The following is a 21,505-nucleotide window of genomic DNA, read 5'->3' as shown; positions in this document are numbered from 1 at the left end:
GGGCACGTCGCGGAGGGGCCGCCTCAGTTGACCGCCGTCTTGACGAGCTGCCCGATCCGGGCCTCGTCGGCGGCCGTCAGCGTCGTCAAGGCGAACACGGTCGGCCACATGGTGCCGTCGTCGAGCCCGGTCGCCTCGTCGCTGAAGCCCAGCGTGGCGTAGCGCGACTTGAACTTGTGCGCGGCCTGGAAGAAGCACAGGACCTTGCCGTTCCTGGCGTAAGCGGGCATCCCGTACCAGAGCTTGGGCGTCAGCTCCGGCGCGTTCGCCTTGACGATCTCGTGGACGCGGGCCGCGAGGACGCGGTCCGCCTCCGGCATCTCGGCGATCTTCGCCAGCACATCGCTCTCACCGTCCGCCTTGGCCGACTTGGCCGAGCGGGAGCCGCGCCGCGAGGACGCCTTCAGCTCCTTGGCGCGCTCCTTCATGGCCGCGCGCTCCTCCTCGGTGAACCCCTCGTGCTTCTCGGCCACCTCGGTCGTCCCGGTCGCCTCGGTCGTCCCGGTCTTCCCGATCTTCTCGGTGGCGGCGGTGCTCACAGCGGGGCTCTTGGCGGTCTTCTTCGCGGCAGCCATGACGGTTCCTCTCTCACGGATCTCGCTGATGTCACTGATCTCGCTGATCTCACGGGACTCGCTGGTCTCGCTTGCGACGTACGCGGCGGTCAGCGCGCGTGCCCACTCGGGACGGCACATGGGGGCAGCCCCTCTCAGCCCTGGAGTTCCTGGATGCGGATGAGGTTGCCCGCGGGGTCGCGGAAGGCGCAGTCGCGCACGCCGTAGGGCTGTTCGGTGGGCTCCTGGACGACCTCGGCGTCGGCCGCCTGGACCTTCGCGAAGGTGCCGTCGAGGTCGTGGGTGGCAAGCAGGATCCAGCCGTACGTGCCCTTGGCCATCATCTCGGCGATGACGCGACGCTCGTCCTCGGTGATCCCGGGGTCGGCGGCGGGCGGCGCGAGCAGGATGGACATGTCGGGCTGGCCGGCGGGGCCGACGGTGATCCAGCGCATCGTGCCCTGGCCGACGTCCGTGCGGACCTCGAAGCCGAGGGCGTCGCGGTAGAAGGCGACGGAGGCGTCCGGGTCGGTGTGCGGAAGGGCCGTGGTGTGAATGGTGATGTCCATGTCCGTCATTTAACTGCGGCCCCGGTGACCGGCGCTTCTCGAATCCTGACCGGTTGCCGGTCGCCGGTCACCAGTCACCGGGGCCGTGGCGGGGCCGTGGCTCAGACGGCGCCCGTCAGCCGGTTCGCGAGGGTCGACATCGTGTACGTACCGATGCCCATGACGACCTCAAGGGCGTTGCGCTCCGTATAGCCGTGCGCCAGGAACGCCTTCACGTCGGCGTCGTCCACGCCACCGGCGCGCTCGACGACCCGAAGCGTGAACTGCCGTACCGCTTCGAGGCGTTCGTGCCCCTCGGGCAGCTCCCCGCCCTCCCGGAGCGCGGCCACGAGCGCCGCGTCGGCGCCGAGCTTGCGCAGCTTGCCGGTGTGCAGGTGCACGCACACATGGCAGTCGTTGCGCACGGCGATCGTCATGACGACGGTCTCGCGGGCCAGCGGGTCCAGCGTCGTGCACTCGAACTTCTCGCTCAACTCCAGGAACCCGGTGAGCAGTTCGGGCGAGGCGGCGAGCTTGGCGACGGCGTCCGGCAGCACGCCGAAGGCGCGTACGACGTCCTCCATGGCGGCCCGGGAGTCTTCCGGCGCGGTCTCCACGGTGTGTGCGGTGAACATCCCGCCCCCCTAAAATAGACAACATGGTTGACGACAAGAAGGTAAACCAGGTTGTCGAAAAAGGGAAGGGGTCACCCCCTGACCGCCCCGGCTACGAGCTGCCCCTCCTCCTCTTCGCCGGGTTCCGCACCCTCATCGACCGCCTGCACGCCGAGCTGGCCCGCCAGGGCCACCCCGACCTGCGCCCGGCGTACGGCTTCGCGATGCAGGCCGTCGGCGCGGGCGGGGCGAGCGCGAGCGAGATCGGGCGGCGGCTCGGCGTCACCAAGCAGGCCGCGGGCAAGACCGTGGACCGCCTCGTCGCCCTCGGGTACGCCGAGCGCGCCGACGACCCGGCCGACGCCCGCCGCAAACTGGTCCGCCTCACCCCGCACGGCCTGGACGCCCTGGCCCGCTCGGCGGCGGTCTTCGACGAGCTGCGGGCGGAGTGGACGCGGACGCTCGGCCCGGACCGCGTCCACGCCCTGGAGGACGACCTGCGCACGGTCGTCCCCCCGGAGGCGTTCCGGCTGGACGCGGCGGGGTGGCTGGGCGGGGCGTGACGTTGGCTCCGTGCGTATCGTTGTACTGCGCGGCCGCACTCGACAGGAGGCGGCAGGGGAGGAGCGCCACGATGACCGTCGTAGAGACCGACAGGATCGAGATGGCAGAGCGCGGCGACAAGGATGACTTGGACCGGTTGTTCAAGGCGTTCGGACGAGACCACTTCCTCGAAGGCTTTCGAGTAGAGATCGTCGAGGGAGCCGTCTTCATGACGCCGCAAAGGAGCACTCACTGGCACATCATTCGCAGGATCACCCGAGCACTGGAAGACAGGTTCGGGATGGATGTGCAGACCTTGTCCGATGTGCGCATCGACTTTCCCGGCGAACAGAACGCGTTCTGTCCGGACGTGGCGAAACTACGCGACGGGGCGAAGTGGAGTCTCAAGCGCGGCTGGGACTACAGGGACGTCGAATTCATCGCCGAGGTCATCTCCAGGGGCACCGCACTGAACGACTATGGCCCCAAGAAGGCGACATACGCAGAAGCCGAGGTCCCTGCATATCTGATCGTGGACCCGTACAAGGGCGAGTGTCACCTCTACACCCAGCCCAAGGAAGGCAACTACGCCAGCGACCTCACGTTCGCCTTCGGCTACGACGTCGACCTGACCGGCACGCCCGTCGACATGCTGTTGAGAACGGACGGCTTCCCCCGCGACTGACCACCCCCCTCCCCCATAACCCCTTGCCTAGAGCACACTCCACCCCGTTGCCTTGACCCCCATGAAGTACACACAGCTCGGCCGCACCGGACTCAAGGTCAGCCGCCTCACTCTCGGCACGATGAACTTCGGGCCGCAGACCGGGGAGGCGGAGAGTCACGCGATCATGGATGCCGCGCTCGCCGCGGGCATCAACTTCTTCGACACCGCCAACACCTACGGCTGGCACGAGAACAAGGGCCGCACCGAGGAGATCATCGGCACCTGGTTCGCGCAGGGCGGCGACCGCCGTGACAAGGTCGTCCTCGCCACGAAGGTGTACGGCAACATGACGCCGGACGGCGTCGCCCCCTGGCCGAACCACGACAAGCTCTCGGCGGTCAACATCCGCCGCTCCGTGGAGGCCTCCCTCAGGCGCCTGCAGACCGACTACATCGACGTCTACCAGTTCCACCACATCGACCGGAACACCCCGTTCGAGGAGATCTGGCAGGCCGTCGACGTCCTCGTCCAGCAGGGCAAGATCCTGTACGCGGGCTCCAGCAACTTCCCCGGCTACAAGATCGCCCAGGCGAACGAGCTGGCCGCCCGCCGCGGCAGCTACGGCCTGGTCACCGAGCAGTGCCTGTACAACCTCGCGGAGCGCCGCGCCGAGATGGAGGTCCTGCCCGCCGCGCGGGACTACGGCCTCGGCGTCATCCCCTGGTCCCCGCTGCACGGCGGACTGCTCGGCGGCGTCCTGAAGAAGGAGGTCGAGGGCTCACGGCGCGCCTCGGGCCGGGCCGCGTCGGCCCTCGCCGACCCCGCGACGCGCGAGCGGGTCCAGGCGTACGAGGACCTGCTCGACAAGCACGGCCTGCACCCCGGCGAGGTCGCCCTGGCCTGGCTGCTCACCCGCCCCGGTGTCACCGGACCGATCGTCGGCCCGCGCACCGCGGAGCAGCTCGACTCGGCCGTGCGGGCCGTCGAGCTGAAGCTGAGCAAGGACGTGCTGCTGGCGCTCGACGAGATCTTCCCGGGCCCGGGCCCGTCCCCGGAGGCCTTCGCCTGGTAAGGGGATCGTCGCCCCGGTGAGAGGCCCTCACCCCGGTGACAACAGCAGGACGCACGCGCGCCCTCGCGGCGGCCTCGGCTATTGGCCGAGCGCCGCCGCGAGCGCCACGACGACGAACATCAGCACGAGCACACCGGCCATGATCCGGTTCCTGGTCTTGGGGTTCACGTCATCGAGGTTAACCGGCCGCGTCCGCGTCCTTCGCGGCGCCTCCCAGCGGCCACCGCCCCACCGCCTCGTACCGGGGCCGCTCCCCCGGCACTCCGCTCGTGGGCAGGTTGCTGCGCACGAGCACCAGCTCGGGCACGGTCCAGGGGGTGCCCGCGAAGGTGCTCAAGGCCGCCACGTACGGCGTGAAGTCCGCGTCGCCGCGCGAGCGCGCCAGCGTCAGGTGCGGGCGGTAGGGCCGGTGCTCGGTCATCGTGACGCCCGCCTTCCGCGCGGCCGCCTCCGCACGGCCCGCCAGGATCCGCAGCTCGGCGACCGCGCCGCCCGCCCCGGCCCACAGCGCCCGGCCACCGAAGTGACCGCCGCCACGAAGGGAGAGCGCGAACGGCGCCGTGCGCCGCGCCGCCCGCTCCATGCGCTCGCACACCCCCGGCACCACCTCGTCGTCCACCTCGGCCAGGAACGCCAGCGTGAAGTGCCAGTTCTCCCGGCTCGACCACCGCACCCCGGCCGGGCCCGGCAGCTCCCTCAACCCCGCCACCACACCCTCCAGTTCGTCGGCCACCGGCTCCGGGGGCAGCACCGCCGCGAAAAGTCTCATACGACTAGCCTGCCTCCATGGACGATTTGGATCACTCCGATTCCGTACGCATCCGCGCCGCCGGACCCAGCGACGTCCCCGCCTTCCTCGCCATCCTCGACAGCGCCGTCGCCTGGCTGGTCTCCCAGGGCCGGACGAAGCAGTGGGGCACCGAGCCGCTGTCGCGGAACCCGAAGGTCGTCGAGGCGATCGAGAAGTACGTGGCCACCGGCTCGCCGTGGATCGCCGAGGTCGGCGGGGAGCCCGCGGGGATGCTGATGCTCACCGACGGCCCCGGCTCGTACGTTCCCCCGGTCGACGAGCCCGAGCAGTACGTCCACTACCTGGCCACCGACCACCGCTTCCGCGGCCTGGGCGTGGGCCGCGCGCTCCTCGCCCACGCCGCGGCCGAGACCCGGAGGAAGGGCATCTCCCTGCTCCGGGTCGACTGCTACGCGGGCAACGAGGGCCGCCTTGTCGCGTACTACGAGAGCAACGGCTTCGTGCGGACGGAGTCCTTCACGGAGAAGGACGGCACGTGGCCGGGCCAGGTCCTGGAACGCCGCGTCTGACCCCGACCCGAGTGGGGCCCCGTAAGGGGCGCGGGGAACTGCGCGACCAGCCCCCACAGACCCGCGGCCCGGGTGAGACAGAAAGTCTCCGCCCGGGCCGCCCGGGCCACCGCCGAGTCACGCGACAGCGGTCAGCTCCCGCTCGGCCTCCGGCACCCTCCGCGGGACGAACAGCACATGCTGGTGCCCCCGCCGCAGGTCCACCTTCAACCGGAGGTTGGCCGCGCGAGCCAGCATCAGGCCGACGCCGAGCGCGGCGACAGCCACGATCAGCCCGCCGAGCGCAAAGCTCACACGCACTCCGTACGCGTCGGTGAGCCACCCGAACAAGGGCCCGCCGAGGGGCGTACCGCCCACGAACACCATCATGAACAGACTCATCACCCGCCCCCGCATCTCAGGGTCCGTGGCCATCTGCACCGAGGAGTTGGCGGTGACGTTGACGGTGAGCCCGATGGCGCCGACGGGCACGAGCAGCGCCGCGAAGACGTAGGCGTTGGGCACCGCGGCGACGGCGATCAGCGCGACACCGAACAGACCGGCCGCGCCCGCGAGCATCCGCAGCCGGGAGGAGCGCCGCCGCGCGGCGAGCAGCGCCCCGATCAGGGACCCCGCCCCCATCAGCGTGGTGAACAGGGCGTACATGCCGGAGCCGCCGTGGAAGACGTCGTCGGCGTACGCGCTCAGCCAGATCGGGAAGTTGAAGCCGAACGTGCCGATGAAGCCGATGAGCACGATCGGCCAGATCAGCTCCGGGTGCCGGGAGACGTAGTTCAGGCCCTCGCGGAGCTGGCCCTTGCGGCCGCGCGGCGCGAGCGGGCTGCGGGTCAGCTCGGCGGTGCGGATGAGGAGGAGTCCGGTCAGCGGCGCGAGGAACGACAGGCCGTTGGCGAGGAACGCCCAGCCGGGGCCGACGGCAGCCGTGACGAGGCCCGCGACGGCCGGGCCGATGAGCCGCGCGGACTGGAAGTTCGCGGAGTTCAGCGAGACGGCGTTGCGGAGCTGGTCGGGGCCGACGAGCTCGGACACGAAGGACTGCCGGGTCGGGTTGTCGACGACGGTCACCAGGCCGGTGAAGAACGCGGTGACGTAGACGTGCCACACCTGGACGTGGCCGGAGAGCGTCATCGCGGCCAGGAAGAGGCCGCCGAGGCCCATGGCGCCCTGGGTGACGAAGAGCAGGTTCCGCTTGGCGAACCGGTCGGCGATGACGCCGCCGTACAGGCCGAAGAGCAGCATCGGCAGGAACTGCATCGCGGTCGTCACACCGACGGCCGCGGACGAACCGGTGAGGCTGAGCACCAGCCAGTCCTGGGTGATGCGGGCCATCCAGGTGCCGGTGTTGGAGACGGCGGCTCCCGCCGCGAACAGCCGGTAGTTCCGGATGCGGAGGGAGCTGAACATCGAGGTCTTGTGGGGGCGGGCGGTGGTGTCGAGGGCGGTTGGTGCGGGGGCGGAGTCTGCTCCGGATCCCGTACTCAAAAGGGTTCGCCTCCTTGGCGTCGGATCAGAGGTGGGCCAGCTTCTCCAGGACCGGAGCGGCGGCGCGCAGCGCCTCCCACTCGTCCTCGTCGAGGTCGGCGGCGAGGCCTGCCAGCCACGCGTTCCGCTTGCGGCGGCTCTCTTCGAGCATGGCCTCGGCCTGCTCCGTCTGGGTCACCACCTTCTGGCGGCGGTCCTCGGGATGCGGTTCGAGCCTGACCAGGCCCTTGGCTTCCAGGAGCGCGACGATGCGGGTCATCGACGGCGGCTGCACATGCTCCTTGCGGGCGAGTTCACCCGGTGTGGCGCTGCCACAGCGGGCGAGGGTGCCGAGCACCGACATCTCGGTGGGGCTCAGCGACTCGTCGACCCGCTGGTGCTTGAGTCGACGGGAGAGGCGCATCACGGCGGAGCGCAGCGAGTTCACGGCGGCAGCGTTGTCGCCATGGGAGAGGTCCGGCATGTTCTTTAGCGTAACTCATTACCCTAACTAAAGACCACTCGGTTACCGGACGGAGAAGCCCGGGTTGCCCGTGATCTGGCACACAGAACCCTTTAGTCACCCAAATGAGTGAGCTGGATTCGGAAAGCCGGGCGTCCCCCACGAGAGGGCCGCAACGCTGTCCCTCATGGGATCGACAGTGCTCAGCCTGCGGATAGACGGCGATCTGCTCGACCGGATCCGGCAGCACGCCGCAAAAAGGGGAATGAGCGTCCAGGACTACGTGGCCCGGACGCTCATCCGTGATGACTTCGACGAGCGGTTCAAGTCGTCCGTCGAGGCGACGGAGAAGTTCTACGCCTAGGGGGCGCCCAGGGGCACAGCCGGGGCCCCACCCCCGGCCCGCGCCCCTTCGGGGTGCTACGTGAGATCTTCGGGGCGCTACGTGAGACCGAGCGCCGGCATCAGGTAGTAGAAGGCGAACACGGCGGACACCGCGTACATGGCGACCGGCACCTCACGGCCCCGCCCGGCCGCTAGCCGCAGCACGGTGAAGGCGATGAAGCCCATGCCGATGCCGTTCGTGATCGAGTACGTGAACGGCATCATCAGCATCGTCACGAACGCCGGGATCGCGATGGTGTAGTCGCTCCAGTCGATCGCGCCGATCGAGCCGGACAGGATCAGGAAGCCGACCGCGAGCAGCGCGGGCGTGGCCGCCTGCGAGGGCACCATCGTGGCGAGCGGCGTGAGGAACAGCGCCACGGCGAAGAGACCGCCGGTGACGACGTTGGCGAGGCCGGTCCGCGCGCCCTCGCCGACGCCCGCCGTGGACTCCACGAAGCAGGTGGTGGCCGAAGCGGAGGAGGCGCCGCCCGCGGCGACCGCGATGCCGTCGACGAAGAGCACCTTGTTGATGCCGGGCATGTTGCCCTTGTCGTCGGTCAGATGGGCCTCGTCGCCGATGCCCATGATCGTGCCCATCGCGTCGAAGAAGCACGACAGCAGCACGGTGAAGACGAACAGGACGCCGGTCAGGACGCCGACCTTGTCGAAGCCGCCGAACAGACTGATCTCGCCGACCAGGCCGAAGTCGGGCGTGGAGACCGGGTTGCCGGGCCACTCCGGCGTCGTCAGGCCCCAGGACGGCACGTCCGCGACCGCGTGGATGATCATGGCCAGAATCGTCATGACGACGATGGACAGCAGGATCGCACCCGGCACCTTGCGCACCAGGAGCGCCAGCGTGAGCAGCACGCCGAGGACGAAGACCAGGACCGGCCAGCCGTTCAGGTGACCGTCGCCGCCGAGCTGCAGCGGCACGGTGGTGTGCGCGGCGTCGGGGATGCGCGAGACGAAGCCCGCGTCGACGAGGCCGATCAGCATGATGAAGAGGCCGATGCCGATCGCGATGCCCTTGCGCAGGCCGAGCGGCACGGCGCTCATCACGCGCTCCCGCAGCCCCGTGGCCACCAGGAGCATCACCACGAAGCCCGCGAGGACGACCATGCCCATGGCGTCCGGCCAGGACATGCGCGGCGCGAGCTGCAGGGCGACCACGGTGTTCACGCCGAGGCCCGCGGCGAGGGCGATCGGGACGTTGCCGATGACGCCCATGAGCAGGGTGGTGAACGCGGCCGTGAGGACGGTGGCGGTGACCAGCTGCTTGTTGTCGAGCTGATGGCCGTACATGTCCTTGGCGCTGCCGAGGATGATCGGGTTCAGCACGATGATGTAGGCCATCGCGAAGAAGGTGGCGAAGCCGCCGCGTACTTCCCTGGCCAGGGTCGAGCCCCGCTCCGAGATCTTGAAGAAGCCGTCGAGCCCGCCCTGCGGGGAGTTCGGGGGCTGCTTGGCGTCGACCGGAGCGCTGGCCGAGGGGGACATGCGGGACCTCATGACCTCTGTTGAACGGGAAGAGCCGGGCTTGTGCGAGATGTTGTCTTCGCTTGCGCGAGATTGTGTCTTCGTACGAAAGCAACTGGCCATTAAGAAGCCGTTTCAGTATGAATACATGAACGAGAAATGGCCATCTCCGCGCGTAGAGCCTTGTGGCACAAGGGGTCCGAGCGTCCCCCGAAGGCCGGAACCGGCCCCGACTAAGCTGGGGGTCATGGCGAAGTGGACACCCAAGCACGAGGCGCCGGAGCCCCTGGAGGGCCCGATCGTCGCCACCATCACCGGCGGCACGATCCTCTGGTTCGTCCTCTTCGTCGTGCAGATGCCGTTCTACGGCTGGTTCGACGACCGCGACATCACCTGGTGGGTGTGGACGTGCCTCGCCGGCGGCGGCCTCGGCCTCATCGGCATCTGGTACGTCCGCTCGCGCGACGCGGCGATCAAGCGCGCGCAGGCCGCGGCCGCGGAGACCGCCGATCCGGAGCGGCCGGACGCCGCCGAGCCGACGCGGTCGGAGGCCTCCGGGCCGGTGTAGTACGTCGGCAGTACGGCATGCGACCTGAGGGCAAACCCCGTCCTACCGAGGTCGGATCTTTCCGGTACTCAAGGGGTGAACCCCCCACTCCCCCCGTACCGTCGTCTGCATGACGCATATCGACGCGGGCGCCGAGCTGGACCCGGTCCACCCGGTCGCGCCGCCGACGGCACGGGCCACCGGCCTCACGGCGGCCGAGGTCGCCGAGCGGGTCGCCCGCGGCGAGATCAACGACGTACCCGTCCGCAGCAGCCGGTCCACCACCGAGATCGTCCGCGCCAACGTCTTCACCCGCTTCAACGCCATCATCGGCGTGCTCTGGGTGATCATGCTGTTCGTGGCGCCGATCCAGGACAGCCTCTTCGGCTTCGTGATCGTCGCCAACACGGGCATCGGCATCATCCAGGAACTGCGCGCCAAGAAGACCCTCGACGGCCTCGCGGTCATCGGCGAGGCCAAACCCACGGTCCGCCGCGACGGCGTGGCCGCCGAGATCTCCACCTCCGAGATCGTCCTAGGCGACCTCGTGGAGCTCGGCCCCGGCGACAAGATCGTGGTCGACGGCGAGACGGTCGAGGCCGACGGCCTCGAAGTCGACGAGTCCCTGCTCACCGGCGAGGCCGACCCGGTCCTGAAGAAGCCCGGCGACAAGATGATGTCGGGCTCGTTCGTGGTCGCGGGCGGCGGCGCCTTCACGGCCACGAAGGTGGGCCGCGAGGCGTACGCGGCGCAGCTCGCTGAGGAGGCGAGCCGCTTCACGCTCGTCCACTCCGAACTGCGCTCGGGCATCTCCACGATCCTCAAGTACGTGACGTGGCTGATGGTCCCGACCTCGATCGGCCTGATCATCTCCCAGCTGGTCGTCAAGGACGACAACTTCAAGGAGTCGATCGCCTACACGGTCGGCGGCATCGTCCCGATGATCCCCGAGGGCCTTGTCCTGCTCACCTCCGTGGCCTTCGCGATCGGCGTGATCCGCCTCGGCCGCAAGCAGTGCCTGGTGCAGGAACTCCCCGCCATCGAGGGCCTCGCCCGCGTCGACACCGTCTGCCTCGACAAGACGGGCACGCTCACCGAGGGCGGCATGGACGTCACCGAGCTGCGCCCTCTCAACGGGTCCGACGAGAGTTACGTACGCAAGGTCCTCGGCGCCCTCGGCGAGTCCGACCCGCGCCCCAACGCCTCCCTCCAGGCCATCATCGACGCCTACCCCGACAGCGACGAGTGGCGCTGCACGGAGTCGCTGCCGTTCTCCTCCGCCCGCAAGTACAGCGGCGCGAGCTTCAGCGAGGGCGACGGCGAGAACTCCACCTGGCTGCTCGGCGCCCCCGACGTGCTGCTGCCCACCGGCGACCCGACCCTCGACGAGATCGAGCACCTCAACCACCAGGGCCTGCGCGTCCTGCTCCTGGCCCGCGCCGCGGGCGACCTCGACGCCCCCGACATCGCGGCCGGCGCCCACGCCACCGCCCTCGTCGTCCTCGAACAGCGCCTGCGCCCCGACGCCGCGGACACCCTGCGGTACTTCGAGGAGCAGAACGTCCAGGCGAAGGTCATCTCCGGCGACAACGCGGTCTCCGTCAGCGCCGTCGCGGGCAAGCTCGGCCTGCCCGGTGCCGAGAACACCGTCGACGCCCGGCAGCTCCCCACCGACCAGGACGAGATGGCCGAGGCCCTGGACGCCAACTCCGTCTTCGGGCGCGTCACCCCGCAGCAGAAGCGGGACATGGTCGGCGCGCTGCAGTCCAAGGGCCACACGGTCGCGATGACCGGCGACGGCGTGAACGACGTCCTCGCCCTGAAGGACGCGGACATCGGCGTCTCGATGGGCTCGGGCTCGGAGGCGACCCGCGCGGTCGCCCAGATCGTCCTCCTCAACAACAGCTTCGCGACGCTGCCTTCGGTGGTCGCGGAGGGCCGCCGCGTCATCGGCAACATCACGCGCGTGGCGACCCTCTTCCTCGTCAAGACCGTCTACTCGGTCGTCATCGCCCTGCTGGTGGTCTGCTCCCAGGTGGAGTACCTCTTCCTCCCCCGCCACCTGACCCTGCTCTCCACCCTCACCATCGGCGTCCCGGCCTTCTTCCTCGCCCTGGCCCCCAACAAGGAGCGCGCGAAACCGCACTTCGTCCGAAGGGTCATGCGCTACGCCCTGCCCGGCGGCATCATCGCGGCGGTCGCCACCTTCGCCACGTACCTCCTGGCCCGCCACCACTACACCGGCGAGGGCGCCCGCGAGGCCGAGACCAGCGCGGCCACCCTGGCCCTCTTCCTGGTCTCCCTCTGGGTCCTGGCGATCATCGCCCGCCCCTACACCTGGTGGCGCATCGCCCTGGTCGCCGCCATGGGCTTCGGCTTCCTGCTCGTCCTCGTCATCCCCTGGCTCCAGGACTTCTTCGCCCTGAAGCTGGTCGGCACGACGATGCCGTGGGCGGCGGTCGCGATCGCGGCGGTCGCGGCGGCGGCGATCGAGTTCGCCTTCCGCTGGGTCGACCGCCGCTTCGCGGCCTAGCTCGGGCCCCTGGGCCTTGGGCGGTTCTTCCCCGCGGGCCGGTGGGGGCTTGTCACGCAGTTCCCCGCGCCCCTTTTGGGGCGCGGGGCTCAGCGTACGTCGACGGAGTCCCCGGTCGACGTGACGGCCGGGGTGGTCGACGTCCCCGCGAAGACATAGCGGAAGGTGCCGTCGGCCGACGCCTTCACCGTCGTCTTCAGGTTGCCCTTCGTGCCGGACGCGACCGTCTTGACGGTCGTGTAGGACGCGGCGCCCTTCTTCTTGAACTGCAGCTTCACCGGCTGCTGCGTGTAGCCCGCGTACTTCTTCGTGTCCCAGTTCGCGCGCGTCAGCGCACCGGCCACCGTGATCGTCTTGCCCTTCTCCACCGGCTCCGGGGACGCGTTGACCGTCAGCTTCGCGGCGCGCTGGAGGCGGACCTTCGTCGGGTACGAGTCGACGACGGTCATGTCGTCGTCCTCGGACTGCGCGTAGGCGAAGACCTTCCAGTCGTCGGCCAGGGAGTTCTTCTTGAGGTTCTTCTTCGGGTCGGCGATGACGGTGCCCGTGCAGGTGGCGGTCTCCCCGTCCACCTCGGCGCACGCGAGGCCCGAGGCCCCGTCGAAGACCAGCTGGCCGTCCTTGTTCGCGACGTTCGGGCCGTGCCACAGCGCGGCGGCGGCCACCCTGATGCCGGACGGGTCGGTCGCGGTGACCGAGACGGTGAACTTCTTGGCGGAGGTGCCGACCACCACGTCCTTGCCGCCGTTGACCACGACCTTGGTGATCTTGATGTCGCCGTCGGCCTCGTCCGCGTGCGCGGCCGGGACGGCGAGGGCGGAGAGGGCAAGGGCGCCGGTCAGCGCGCCCACAGTGGCACGTATGCGCATGTGATTCCCCAACTGGAAAGCGGGGCCCCGCGTGCATGGATCGTCACGCGGGGCCCCGGTGATCGAGGAGCCTGTTGGCTCACAGGATCAGACATGCGACAGGCATCACGGGTTGTACGCAACCACTTCACCGGCTGCGCACACTTCGCGATGGCCAAGTGTGGCGTCAGCGCACGTCGATGGCGTCGCCCGCGGAGGTCACGGCCGGAGTCGTCGACGTACCCGCGAAGACAAAGCGGAACGTGCCGTCCACCGACGCCTTCACCGTGGTCTTCAAGTTGCCCTTGCTGTCCGACTTCACCGTCTTCACGGTGGTGAAGGCGCTGGCGCCCTTCTTCTTGAACTGCAGCCGCACGGACTGCTTCGTGTAGCCCGCGTACTTCTTCGTGTCCCAGTTCGCCCGCGTCAGGGCGCCCGAGACCGTGATGGTCCGGCCCTTCTTCACCGGCTCCGGCGACGCGTTGACCGTGAGCTTCGCGGCGCGCTTGAGGTTGATGCCGGGCTTGAGGGTGGTCTTGACGACGTAGTCGTCGTCCTTGCCGCCCGCGGCGGCGAGCAGCTTCCAGCCGCCGCCCGCGAGGTGGTTGCCGAGGCCGTTGTTCTCCAGGGACGCCTTCGGGTTCACCGTGATGGTGACCGTGCAGGTCGCCGTGGTCGCGTTCGCGTGGACGCACTTCTCGTCGTCGACCGGGGTGAGCATGCCGTCGAGGTAGCGCTCGTTCAGCTTCTCGCCGTGCCACAGGAGGCCGCCGGAACCGGCGACGCCCTTCGGGTCGGTCGCGGTGACGGCGATGGTGAACTTCTTCTTCGCCGTGGTGCCGACCACGAGGTCCTTGCCGCCGTTGACGACGAACTTCGTGATCTTGGTGTCGCCCTGCTGGGCGTCCTTCAGCGGGAAGCCGGGGTCGGCGAGCGGGGCGACGGGGGCGGCCTGGGCGCTCGGGGCGACGAAGGCGGAGAGGGCGAGGGCGCCGGAGACGGCGGCCACGGTGGCGCGGATGCGCATGGTGGTTCCTTGGGGGTGAGAACGGAGAGGTGCGGTGCGGCGCCGGAGGCGGAAGGTCAGCGGACGTCGATCGCGTCGCCCGCGGAGACCACGGACGGGGTCGTCGACGTGCCCGCGAAGACGTAGCGGAAGGTGCCGTCGACCGACGCCTTGAGCGTGGTCCTCAGGTTGCCCTTGCGGTCGGACTTCACCGTCTTGACCGTCGTGTAGGCGCTCGCACCCTTCTTCTTGAACTGCAGCCGCACCGGCTGCTGGGTGTAACCCGCGTACTTACGGGTCTCCCAGTTCGCCCGGGTCAGGGCGCCCGAGACGGTGATCGTCCTGCCCTTCCTCACCGGCTCCGGGGACGCGTTGACCGTGAGCTTCGCGGCGCGCTTGACGCTGACCGTCTTGTACGACGGCTTGATGACGCGGTCCTCGGCCCGGCCCTTGGCCAGCAGACCTGCCATCACCTTCCAGCGGCCCGCGTTGCTGTTCGCGAGCTCGCGCGGGGAGGCCTCGAGGGAGACCTTGCACGTCCCGGTGGTCGCGTCGACCTTGGTGCACTTGGCGTCGTCCACCGGGGCAAGGACGCCCTTCAGGAGCCCCGGCTCGAACTTCTCGCCGCGCCACAGGATGGCGACGCCGTCCTTGATCCCCTTCGGGTCGGTACCCGTCACGGTGATCGTGATCTTCTTCGTGGACGTGCCGACCACGATGTCCTTGCCGCCGTTCACGACGACCTTCGTGATCTTGGTGTCGCCCTGGACCGTGTCGGCGGCCTGCGCGGCCGGGACGGCGAGGGCGGACAGGGCGAGGGCGCCGGAGACGGCGACGACGGTGGCACGGGTGCGCATGGTGTTCCTCAGGTGGTGCGGGCCCCGCGGCACGCCGGGGTGTCGGCGTGCCGCGGGGCGGGGTGAGCTGGGGCCTTCGGTGGCCCGGGAGAGCTGAGGGCCGCTGGGACCCTGTTGAGCTGAGGGCCCGCCGGGGCCCGGGAGAGCTGGAGGGCTCGGGTCAGCGGACGTCGATGGCGTCGCCCGCGGAGGTCACGGCCGGAGTCGTCGACGTACCCGCGAAGACGTAGCGGAACGTGCCGTCCACCGAAGCCTTCACCGTGGTCTTCAGGTTGCCCTTGCTGTCCGACTTGACCGTCTTCACGGTCGAGTAGGACGAGGCGCCCTTCTTCTTGAACTGCAGCTGCACGGACTGCTTCGTGTAGCCCGCGTACTTCTTCGTGTCCCAGTTGGCGCGGGTCAGGGCGCCCGAGACCGTGATGGTCTTGCCCTTCTTCACCGGCTCCGGGGACGCGTTGACCGTCAGGCGGGACGCGCGCTTGAGGCGGATGTCCGACTTGAGGCCCTGCGGCTTGACCAGCTCGTCGTCGTTGTTGCGCACGGCCGCGTAGACGTTCCAGCGGACACCCGCGGCGACGTTGCCGAGGCGCGCCGGGTCGGCGGTGACGTTGAGCGTGCAGGTGGAGGTGGTGTCGTCCACGTTGACGCAGGTGGGGTTGTACTCGGCCTGGGTCGCCGGGGTGATCAGGGAGGCCGTGTCGAGGTCCGGGCCGAGCCACAGGAAGCCGCTGGAGACCTTGATGCCGACCGGGTCGCTGGCCGTGATGGCGAGCGAGAACTTCTTCTTCTCGGTGGTGCCGATCACGACGTCCTTGCCACCGTTGACGGTGACGTCCTTGACGGTGACGTCGGCCGCGGCGCGCCGCACGCCCTGGGCACCGACCGCGTCCCCGGCGTCGGCGACGGCGGCGGACGGCTTGGGGGCGACCGGCTCGTCACCCGCGTGGGCGGCCGGAACAGCGAGAGCGGACAGAGCCAGGGTGCCGGACACAGCGGCCACGGTGGCACGGATACGCATGGTGTTTCCCCAGGTGGAGAAGGGGGCCGCGCGGTGTTGAAGCCCCCCACGCGAGGTCCCGGTGATCTAGGAGTCTGTTTGACTCGGCAGATCAGACCCACAACCTTGGCCAGGGGTTGTACGGGGAGTCAATTCGATACCGAGGACTCCGCGCCGGACCACCAGGTCACCAGGCCACCGAACAGAACCTGCCCGGCCCACCGGCCAAGCCCCCGCTAGTCGAACCACCGGTCCCGGGCCAGCTCCTCCGTGCGCGACGGATCCTCGAGCAGCGCCGCCACCTCGAACCGCCGCGGCCACTGCCGTGCCGCCCACGCGAGTCCCGCTGCCACGCCCTCCACGGTCGCCGCGTGCACGACCCCGTCGGGGGTGCGGCGCCACTCCAGGTCGACGCCGTCGGCCACCAGCTCCTCGTACTCCCGGTACGTCGCCGGGGTCGCGGGCCCGAGCAGCACCCGCACGGACTCCGGCACCGCGTGCTCCACCCCGCCCTCGGGGTCGACCTCCGCCGCCACCCGCTCGCTCAGGCGCCGCACCTGGAACAGCTCGGCCAGGTCGGCCGCACGGGACGGGGCGACGGGGAGCAGCGGCACGCCGGAGGCGAACGGCAGCAGGTCCGGCGCGTCGGCGACGACCGCGTCCGCCGCGTCGACGATCACGATCTCCCCCGCCTCGCCGTCCGGGCCGCCGCCCAGGACCGCCCGCACCTCGTCCGGCAGCGTCACCTGCTCCGGGTCGAGGTCCGCGAGCGCCCCGTACAGCGCGTGCAGTTGCGCCGCGGAAACGGTCCGCTCCGGGTCCGCGAGCCGGTCGAGCAGCTCGGCCGCCCCGCCCGGCTCCGCGAGCAGCGAGCCGACCGACGTCCGCACGCCGAGCGCCCGCAGGACCTGCTCGTCGTCGAACCCGGACGCGTCGGCGTCGTCGTACAGACCGTCGAGCAGCGGGTCGCCGCCCGCGGCCCGCAGCCCCGCCGGGCGCCGCCCGCCGAGCACCGGGTGGCCGCGCAGCCACCACGCCGTGTACGACCGCACGCTCTCCGTCGTGCCGTCCGGAAGGAGCACCCGCACCGGCTGGGTCAGCGCGTCGCGCAGCGGCGGCCGGGACAGCAGGGCGAGGGCCCGCGGCCAGGCGTCGTCGTCGACGAGGTCGAGGTCGCGCACGGCGACGACCTCCGTCGCGACCGGCGGCACCGGCGTGTCCGGCAGCCGGTCGAGGATGTCCTCGCACCACACGTCGACGGCGTCGAGCAGCCCCGCGTCGTCGGGCTCCGCGAAGTCGCCGTCGCGGGGCTCCAGTTCGTCGGGGTCGAGGACGACGTCGGTGGCCCGTACGAGCGCGAACGAGGCGAGCACTCCGCACGCGGCGAGCGGCTGCTCGCCCCACCGCTCCGCCAGATCGGCGTCCACCCCGGCGAGTTCGCCCTCCCGCATGACCGCCTCGAACGCGCTGCCGGGCAGCACCAGCTCCCCGGCGGGCGCCGGTTCGCCGTCCTCGTCGGGCAGGGCGAGCGCCCCGAGCCAGGGCTCGTCACCGGGCGCGAGCTCCGCGTCCCGTACGAGGGTGAGGACCAGGTCGGCCAACTCCTCGGCGTCCAGGGCCCCGTCACCCTCGGGCCCGTCGCCGTACCAGCTGTCGTCGTCCAGCGACGCCGCGACGGCCGCCCGCACCTGCGGGGTCGTCAGGACCGCGCGGGGCGTGGCGGGCAGGGCGCCCAGCTTCTCCAGGAGCGGATGGGCCGCGTCGGCGTGCGCGACCTTCAGGCCGAGTCGGGCGAGGGCCGCGGAGCCGCTCTCGTCGGCCGTGCTGGTGCCGGGGGCGGGCAGCAGGACCTGGCGGGGGCCGATGGTGGTGCGGCCGTCGGCCAGCGGCACCGGCAGGCCCGAGAGCCGGTCCGGGTCGACCCCGGCGAGGGTGTCGTAAAGGCGCCGCCACCAGGACGGCTCCCGCTCCAGGCCGGCGAGCCGGTCGACGGCCTCCGTCAGCGGGACCCGGGCGACGCCGAGCGTACGCAGCTCGCCGCGCCGCTCCAGGCCCGCGGGCAGCAGGCTGGGCAGCACCTCGGCGAGGACGCGCACGGTGTCGGCGCCCGCGCCCTCCACCACCTCCGCGTCGCGCGGCCGCAACGTCTCCGGGACGGCGGCGGCCTCCGCGTCCAGCCACTCGTCCCCGCCCGCGTCGGCACCCCCGTCCCCGTCCGTCCGCGCGGGCGGCACGGCGGGAGGCAGGAACGCGGTGCGCGGCAGCCGGTCGAGGACGGCGCCCCGCAGCGCCCCGTCCAGCTCGCTCCGGCCGAGCGGCCCCGGCACGAGGCCGATGACGCCCTCGGCCACCGGCCGCCAGGAGGCGAGGAGTTCGGCGTACGCGTCCGCCGCGCGCTCCACCAGGAAGTCCGTGAGCGGGCCCGGAGCGGCGTGGCGGCGGCTGGTGTCCAGCGGGAACGACGCGATGAGCAGGGCGGGTACGCCGAGGGGCTCGTCGCTGGGGGTGGGCGCGTGCACGACCGCGCTCGTACGCGGCCGCTCCGGGGCGCCGTCCGGGGCGACGGGCACGGCCCACGTCAGATGCCAGTACGGACGCCGGCGCTCCTCCACGGGCCGCCCCGCGAGCAGTTCCGGGGCCAGCGCGCCCTCCCGGCTGACGGTACGCCAGCGGGTCGTGCCGTCACGGCTGTCCGCCACGACGGTGTACGGACCGTCGGCCGTGCGGCGCATGGTGCGCGTCGGGCCGCCCGGCGTCGTGACGGTGACCTCTTCCAGGCCCGGCAGGGCGAGCAGCAGCGCGTCGTCCACGCCCTCCAGGAGGCGGGCCACCAGGTCCTCCGCGGCGGCGTCCCGCAACGGCAGGATGACGACGGTGTCGTACCCGTCCGGGGCGGTGCCCTCCGCGGGCAGCGGCAGCCGCAGCAGCGGTACGTGACCCTCACGGCGCCGGATCTCGTCCCCGAGCCCCGGGCTGAACCTGGCCGTCTCCTCCGCCAGTTCGCGGGCCTCCGCGAGCGAGTACCGGACGCCGCCGGTGCGGCCGACGACGGCGGGGGCGTCGGAGACGGCGAGGACTGCGGCGAAGCCGACGCCGAAGCGGCCGGTCGTCCGCCTGGTGGCGGGGTCCCCTTCGGCTTGGCCGGCGTCGGCCGCTGCGGTTCCGGTGGCCCCGGCGGCTCCAGCGGCTCCCTCGGTCCAGCCGGACCCGGCGGACCCGGCGGACCCGGCGGCCTGCGGCCCGTTCTGCCGATCCAGGCGGTTGTCGCGGTCCTCCCGCTTCGCGGAGGCCCGCAGGGTGGACAGCGACTCGACGCCCGTCGCGTCCAAGGGGGCGCCCGTGTTCGCCGCGGCGAGGACTCCGTCCTGAAGGGTGAGGGCGAGGCGTCCCGGTACGCCCGCGCGGGCGGCGGCGTCCGAGGCGTTCTGGGCGAGTTCCACGACCAGGCGGTCGCGGTAGCCGCCGAGAGCCATGTCCTCCTCGGCGTTCGCGTCCTCGCGGAACCGGGCCGGGCTCGCCGCCCAGGCCTCCAGGACTGAGCGGCGCAGGCGGGCGGTGCCGAACGGGTCGGTGCCCTCGTCGGCCGGCCGCACGGTCTTGCTCACGTGGTCGCTCTCCCTCTGCCTGCGGATGCGGGGCCTGCGGCCGCGGGCTGTGGTGGTCGTGGTCGTCGTCGGGGGGCGACGGTATCGCGTCCCGCTGGGGGGTGGACTTCGGGTGCGGCCCGGCGGTCGCTTTTCGCCGCGCTGCGCGCGGCGTGCGTCCCACCCGCCCACCCGTTCACCCGGAACATTCCGTCCAGGAGCTTCGCGTGCGGGTCCGGTGGGTGGTGTCCACCGCGCTGCGCGCGGCGGCGCGCCCACCCACCCGTGACTCGGAACCGGACGATTCGGGTACGGAACAGTTCTTGGGCAACTGTCGGGTTCGGGGAGGGCGGGAAGGGCGGGGCGGACGGGGAACTCGGGGAGGACGGGGAACTCGGGGTACGGGTTGGGCGTGCGGGAGCTCACCGGCCCGCACGCGAAGCCCCCGAGCCCTGACGTCAGGGGCAAACGGGTGGGCGGGTGGGACGCACGTCGCGCGGAGCGCGGCGTCACCACCCACCGGACCTGCACGCGAAGCCCCCGAGCCTTGACGTCGGGGGTGAACGGGTGGGCGGGTGGGAGCAAGCGCCGCGCGCAGCGCGGCGTCACCACCCACCGGCCCGCACACGAAGCCCCCGGACGGCGCGGCGCCGGGGCACGGCCAGGCCCCGGGGCGCACCCGGGTCCCAGGAACCGTAGAGGCTAGGAGTGGCCGAGGTCCTCGCCGACCCCGACCGGCAGCACCGAGCCGGAGTCGGGCGCGGGCCGCAGCGGCAGCACGTCGACCTTGGTCTCATCGAGCACCGGCGGAGCCGGCCGCGGCGGCTTCGGCATGACGGCGGCCTCGGAGTGCCCCCCGCACCCGTACGAGAGGGACACGACCCGCCCGTCGGCGGGCCCGAACTCATTGGCGCACACCCCGAACGCCTGCCCGAGCGACCCCCCGATCGGCACGAGGAACCCACAGCTGACGCAGGGCGCGGGCGCGGCCTGCGCCATGGCGGTCTTCGGGCCGTACGCCTCCTCCCAGCGGTCGGCCGCGGTGTGCAGCCCGTACCGGGAGAGGACACGGGCGCGCCGCAGCCCCAGCTCGTCGGCGATCGACGCGAGCGACCCGCGGGCGGGCGCGACGGTGAGGTCGGCGGGCGACCCGTCGGTGACCTCGGCGTCCTCCGCGTCGACGCGCTCGGCCATGTCCTCGGACAGGACGGAGTTGGGCGGCGGCTCGTCCTCACCGGAGTAACCGGGTTCGAGCCGCAGGTCCTCGGCGTCGGTGGGCAGCAGATCGCCGGGACCCATGTCGCCGGGCCGCAGCCGCTCGCTCCAGGGCACCCACTCGGGGGCGAGGAGGGCGTCGGGTCCGGGCAGCAGGACAGTCTCGTCGAGGGTGACGACCTTCGCGCGGGACGCGCGGGCGACGGTCACCGCCCAGCGCCAGCCCCGGTAGCCCAGTTCCTTGCACTCGAAGAGATGCGTGACGACGCGGTCGCCCTCGACGACGACCTCGACGTGCTCACCGACCACGCCGGGTGCGGCGGCCTCCTCGGCGGCGGCGCGGGCCAGGCCGATCGCCTCGGCGCAGAGACGGTCGGGGGTACGCGGGGTGCGCTGGGTACGGCTTCGCGTTGTCGCTGCGCTCACAGGTATCGCTTCTCTCCTACGCCGTCTCACGAGTGCGCCACTCTTACGCGGCGGCACGGACGGAGCGGACCAGTGGGCCGCGTCGACGTCCGCGCCCGACGTCACCGGGCGCACCTACGCCATCCATTCTGCGGGATGGCCGGCAGGCGCGCGGCCGAGGACTGCTGCCGCAGGCGCGTTACGCACGCTACCTTCTCCTGGCCCCTGGGCCCACACCGGCGTACCGGGCGGCTGCTCGGGGGTGGGCCCCCGTGCCCCCGATTTCCGGGCCTCCGGCCCCTGTCCTCAAGCGCCGGACGGGCTTTTTCTCCCACCCACCCGCCCGAACTTGCACCAGCTGAGCAACAGCCCGGCACATCCCAGCCCGTCCGGCGTTTGAGGACG

At 71.4% G+C, this 21,505-nt stretch carries 20 protein-coding genes; 7 read left to right on the top strand and 13 right to left on the bottom strand.

Going from position 1 to position 21,505, the window contains the following annotated elements; translation table 11 throughout:
• Positions 1-23 precede the first annotated feature (23 nt).
• The 3 genes from ACFVHO_RS18075 to ACFVHO_RS18065 all read right to left on the bottom strand — a co-directional run bounded on the left by ACFVHO_RS18075 (position 24) and on the right by ACFVHO_RS18065 (position 1,737).
• Entirely contained in the window at positions 24-473 is a 450-nt protein-coding gene (locus ACFVHO_RS18075; protein ID WP_385715156.1) for an iron chaperone, read from the bottom strand.
• Positions 474-709: 236 nt separating this feature from the next.
• Entirely contained in the window at positions 710-1,123 is a 414-nt protein-coding gene (locus ACFVHO_RS18070; protein WP_385715053.1) for a VOC family protein, read from the bottom strand.
• 101 nt (positions 1,124-1,224) lie between these two features.
• A complete protein-coding gene (locus ACFVHO_RS18065; protein ID WP_385715050.1) occupies positions 1,225-1,737 on the bottom strand; it encodes a carboxymuconolactone decarboxylase family protein in 513 nt (170 codons plus the stop codon).
• A gap of 23 nt (positions 1,738-1,760) precedes the next feature.
• Between ACFVHO_RS18065 and ACFVHO_RS18060 the strand changes: the two genes are divergently transcribed.
• From ACFVHO_RS18060 to ACFVHO_RS18050, 3 genes are all read left to right on the top strand, one after another.
• Positions 1,761-2,279 carry a MarR family winged helix-turn-helix transcriptional regulator gene (locus ACFVHO_RS18060; protein WP_385715047.1) on the top strand — a complete coding sequence of 173 codons (519 nt, stop codon included), beginning with the start codon at positions 1,761-1,763 and terminating at the stop codon, positions 2,277-2,279.
• Between the two features lie 71 nt (positions 2,280-2,350).
• Positions 2,351-2,944, top strand: a complete 594-nt coding sequence (locus ACFVHO_RS18055; protein ID WP_385715044.1) for a Uma2 family endonuclease — start codon at positions 2,351-2,353, stop codon at positions 2,942-2,944.
• A gap of 61 nt (positions 2,945-3,005) precedes the next feature.
• Positions 3,006-3,998 (top strand): aldo/keto reductase, encoded by a 993-nt coding sequence (locus tag ACFVHO_RS18050; protein ID WP_385715040.1) that lies wholly within the window; start codon positions 3,006-3,008, stop codon positions 3,996-3,998.
• Positions 3,999-4,176: 178 nt separating this feature from the next.
• Here ACFVHO_RS18050 and thpR read toward each other — a convergent pair whose 3' ends face one another.
• The gene (gene thpR / locus ACFVHO_RS18045; RefSeq protein WP_385715037.1) at positions 4,177-4,767 is read right to left on the bottom strand and encodes an RNA 2',3'-cyclic phosphodiesterase; all 591 of its coding nucleotides are present in this window, start codon (positions 4,765-4,767) and stop codon (positions 4,177-4,179) included.
• 17 nt (positions 4,768-4,784) lie between these two features.
• Here thpR and ACFVHO_RS18040 point away from each other — a divergent pair, with 17 nt between their 5' ends.
• Positions 4,785-5,318, top strand: coding sequence for a GNAT family N-acetyltransferase (locus ACFVHO_RS18040; protein WP_385715034.1), 534 nt, complete (start codon positions 4,785-4,787; stop codon positions 5,316-5,318).
• Between the two features lie 117 nt (positions 5,319-5,435).
• Here the strand turns inward: ACFVHO_RS18040 and ACFVHO_RS18035 are convergent, their stop codons facing one another.
• On the bottom strand, positions 5,436-6,800 hold the full coding sequence (locus tag ACFVHO_RS18035; RefSeq protein WP_385715031.1) for an MFS transporter: 1,365 nt from the start codon (positions 6,798-6,800) through the stop codon (positions 5,436-5,438).
• A gap of 25 nt (positions 6,801-6,825) precedes the next feature.
• Complete coding sequence (locus ACFVHO_RS18030) at positions 6,826-7,263, bottom strand: MarR family winged helix-turn-helix transcriptional regulator (RefSeq protein WP_385715028.1); 438 nt, start codon at positions 7,261-7,263, stop codon at positions 6,826-6,828.
• Positions 7,264-7,429: 166 nt separating this feature from the next.
• Between ACFVHO_RS18030 and ACFVHO_RS18025 the strand changes: the two genes are divergently transcribed.
• Positions 7,430-7,606 (top strand): ribbon-helix-helix protein, CopG family, encoded by a 177-nt coding sequence (locus ACFVHO_RS18025; RefSeq protein ID WP_289949335.1) that lies wholly within the window; start codon positions 7,430-7,432, stop codon positions 7,604-7,606.
• A 77-nt stretch (positions 7,607-7,683) separates the two neighbouring features.
• Here the strand turns inward: ACFVHO_RS18025 and ACFVHO_RS18020 are convergent, their stop codons facing one another.
• Positions 7,684-9,129, bottom strand: coding sequence for an NCS2 family permease (locus tag ACFVHO_RS18020; protein ID WP_385715025.1), 1,446 nt, complete (start codon positions 9,127-9,129; stop codon positions 7,684-7,686).
• 226 nt (positions 9,130-9,355) lie between these two features.
• On the opposite strand from ACFVHO_RS18020, the gene ACFVHO_RS18015 reads away from it, so the two are divergent.
• Positions 9,356-9,676: a DUF2530 domain-containing protein gene (locus ACFVHO_RS18015; RefSeq protein WP_385715023.1), complete on the top strand. Its 321-nt coding sequence runs from the start codon at positions 9,356-9,358 to the stop codon at positions 9,674-9,676.
• 109 nt (positions 9,677-9,785) lie between these two features.
• The gene (locus ACFVHO_RS18010; protein WP_385715020.1) at positions 9,786-12,188 is read left to right on the top strand and encodes an HAD-IC family P-type ATPase; all 2,403 of its coding nucleotides are present in this window, start codon (positions 9,786-9,788) and stop codon (positions 12,186-12,188) included.
• Positions 12,189-12,277: 89 nt separating this feature from the next.
• Here ACFVHO_RS18010 and ACFVHO_RS18005 read toward each other — a convergent pair whose 3' ends face one another.
• The 6 genes from ACFVHO_RS18005 to ACFVHO_RS17980 all read right to left on the bottom strand — a co-directional run bounded on the left by ACFVHO_RS18005 (position 12,278) and on the right by ACFVHO_RS17980 (position 21,121).
• Entirely contained in the window at positions 12,278-13,057 is a 780-nt protein-coding gene (locus tag ACFVHO_RS18005) for a calcium-binding protein (RefSeq protein ID WP_385715018.1), read from the bottom strand.
• A gap of 166 nt (positions 13,058-13,223) precedes the next feature.
• A complete protein-coding gene (locus tag ACFVHO_RS18000; protein WP_385715015.1) occupies positions 13,224-14,063 on the bottom strand; it encodes a calcium-binding protein in 840 nt (279 codons plus the stop codon).
• Positions 14,064-14,119: 56 nt separating this feature from the next.
• Positions 14,120-14,899 (bottom strand): DUF5707 domain-containing protein, encoded by a 780-nt coding sequence (locus ACFVHO_RS17995; protein WP_385715013.1) that lies wholly within the window; start codon positions 14,897-14,899, stop codon positions 14,120-14,122.
• A 160-nt stretch (positions 14,900-15,059) separates the two neighbouring features.
• The gene (locus ACFVHO_RS17990; RefSeq protein WP_385715011.1) at positions 15,060-15,917 is read right to left on the bottom strand and encodes a calcium-binding protein; all 858 of its coding nucleotides are present in this window, start codon (positions 15,915-15,917) and stop codon (positions 15,060-15,062) included.
• A gap of 215 nt (positions 15,918-16,132) precedes the next feature.
• A complete protein-coding gene (locus tag ACFVHO_RS17985) occupies positions 16,133-19,501 on the bottom strand; it encodes a molecular chaperone Hsp90 (protein ID WP_385715008.1) in 3,369 nt (1,122 codons plus the stop codon).
• Between the two features lie 681 nt (positions 19,502-20,182).
• Positions 20,183-21,121: a DUF3027 domain-containing protein gene (locus ACFVHO_RS17980; protein WP_385715005.1), complete on the bottom strand. Its 939-nt coding sequence runs from the start codon at positions 21,119-21,121 to the stop codon at positions 20,183-20,185.
• Between the last annotated feature and the right edge of the window lie 384 nt (positions 21,122-21,505).

Source organism: Streptomyces sp. NPDC127108 (genome assembly GCF_042677545.1).
Taxonomy (GTDB): Bacteria; Actinomycetota; Actinomycetes; order Streptomycetales; family Streptomycetaceae; genus Streptomyces.
Note: the sequence above shows the minus strand (reverse complement) of the source record. Positions and strands in the feature narration are given on the sequence as shown.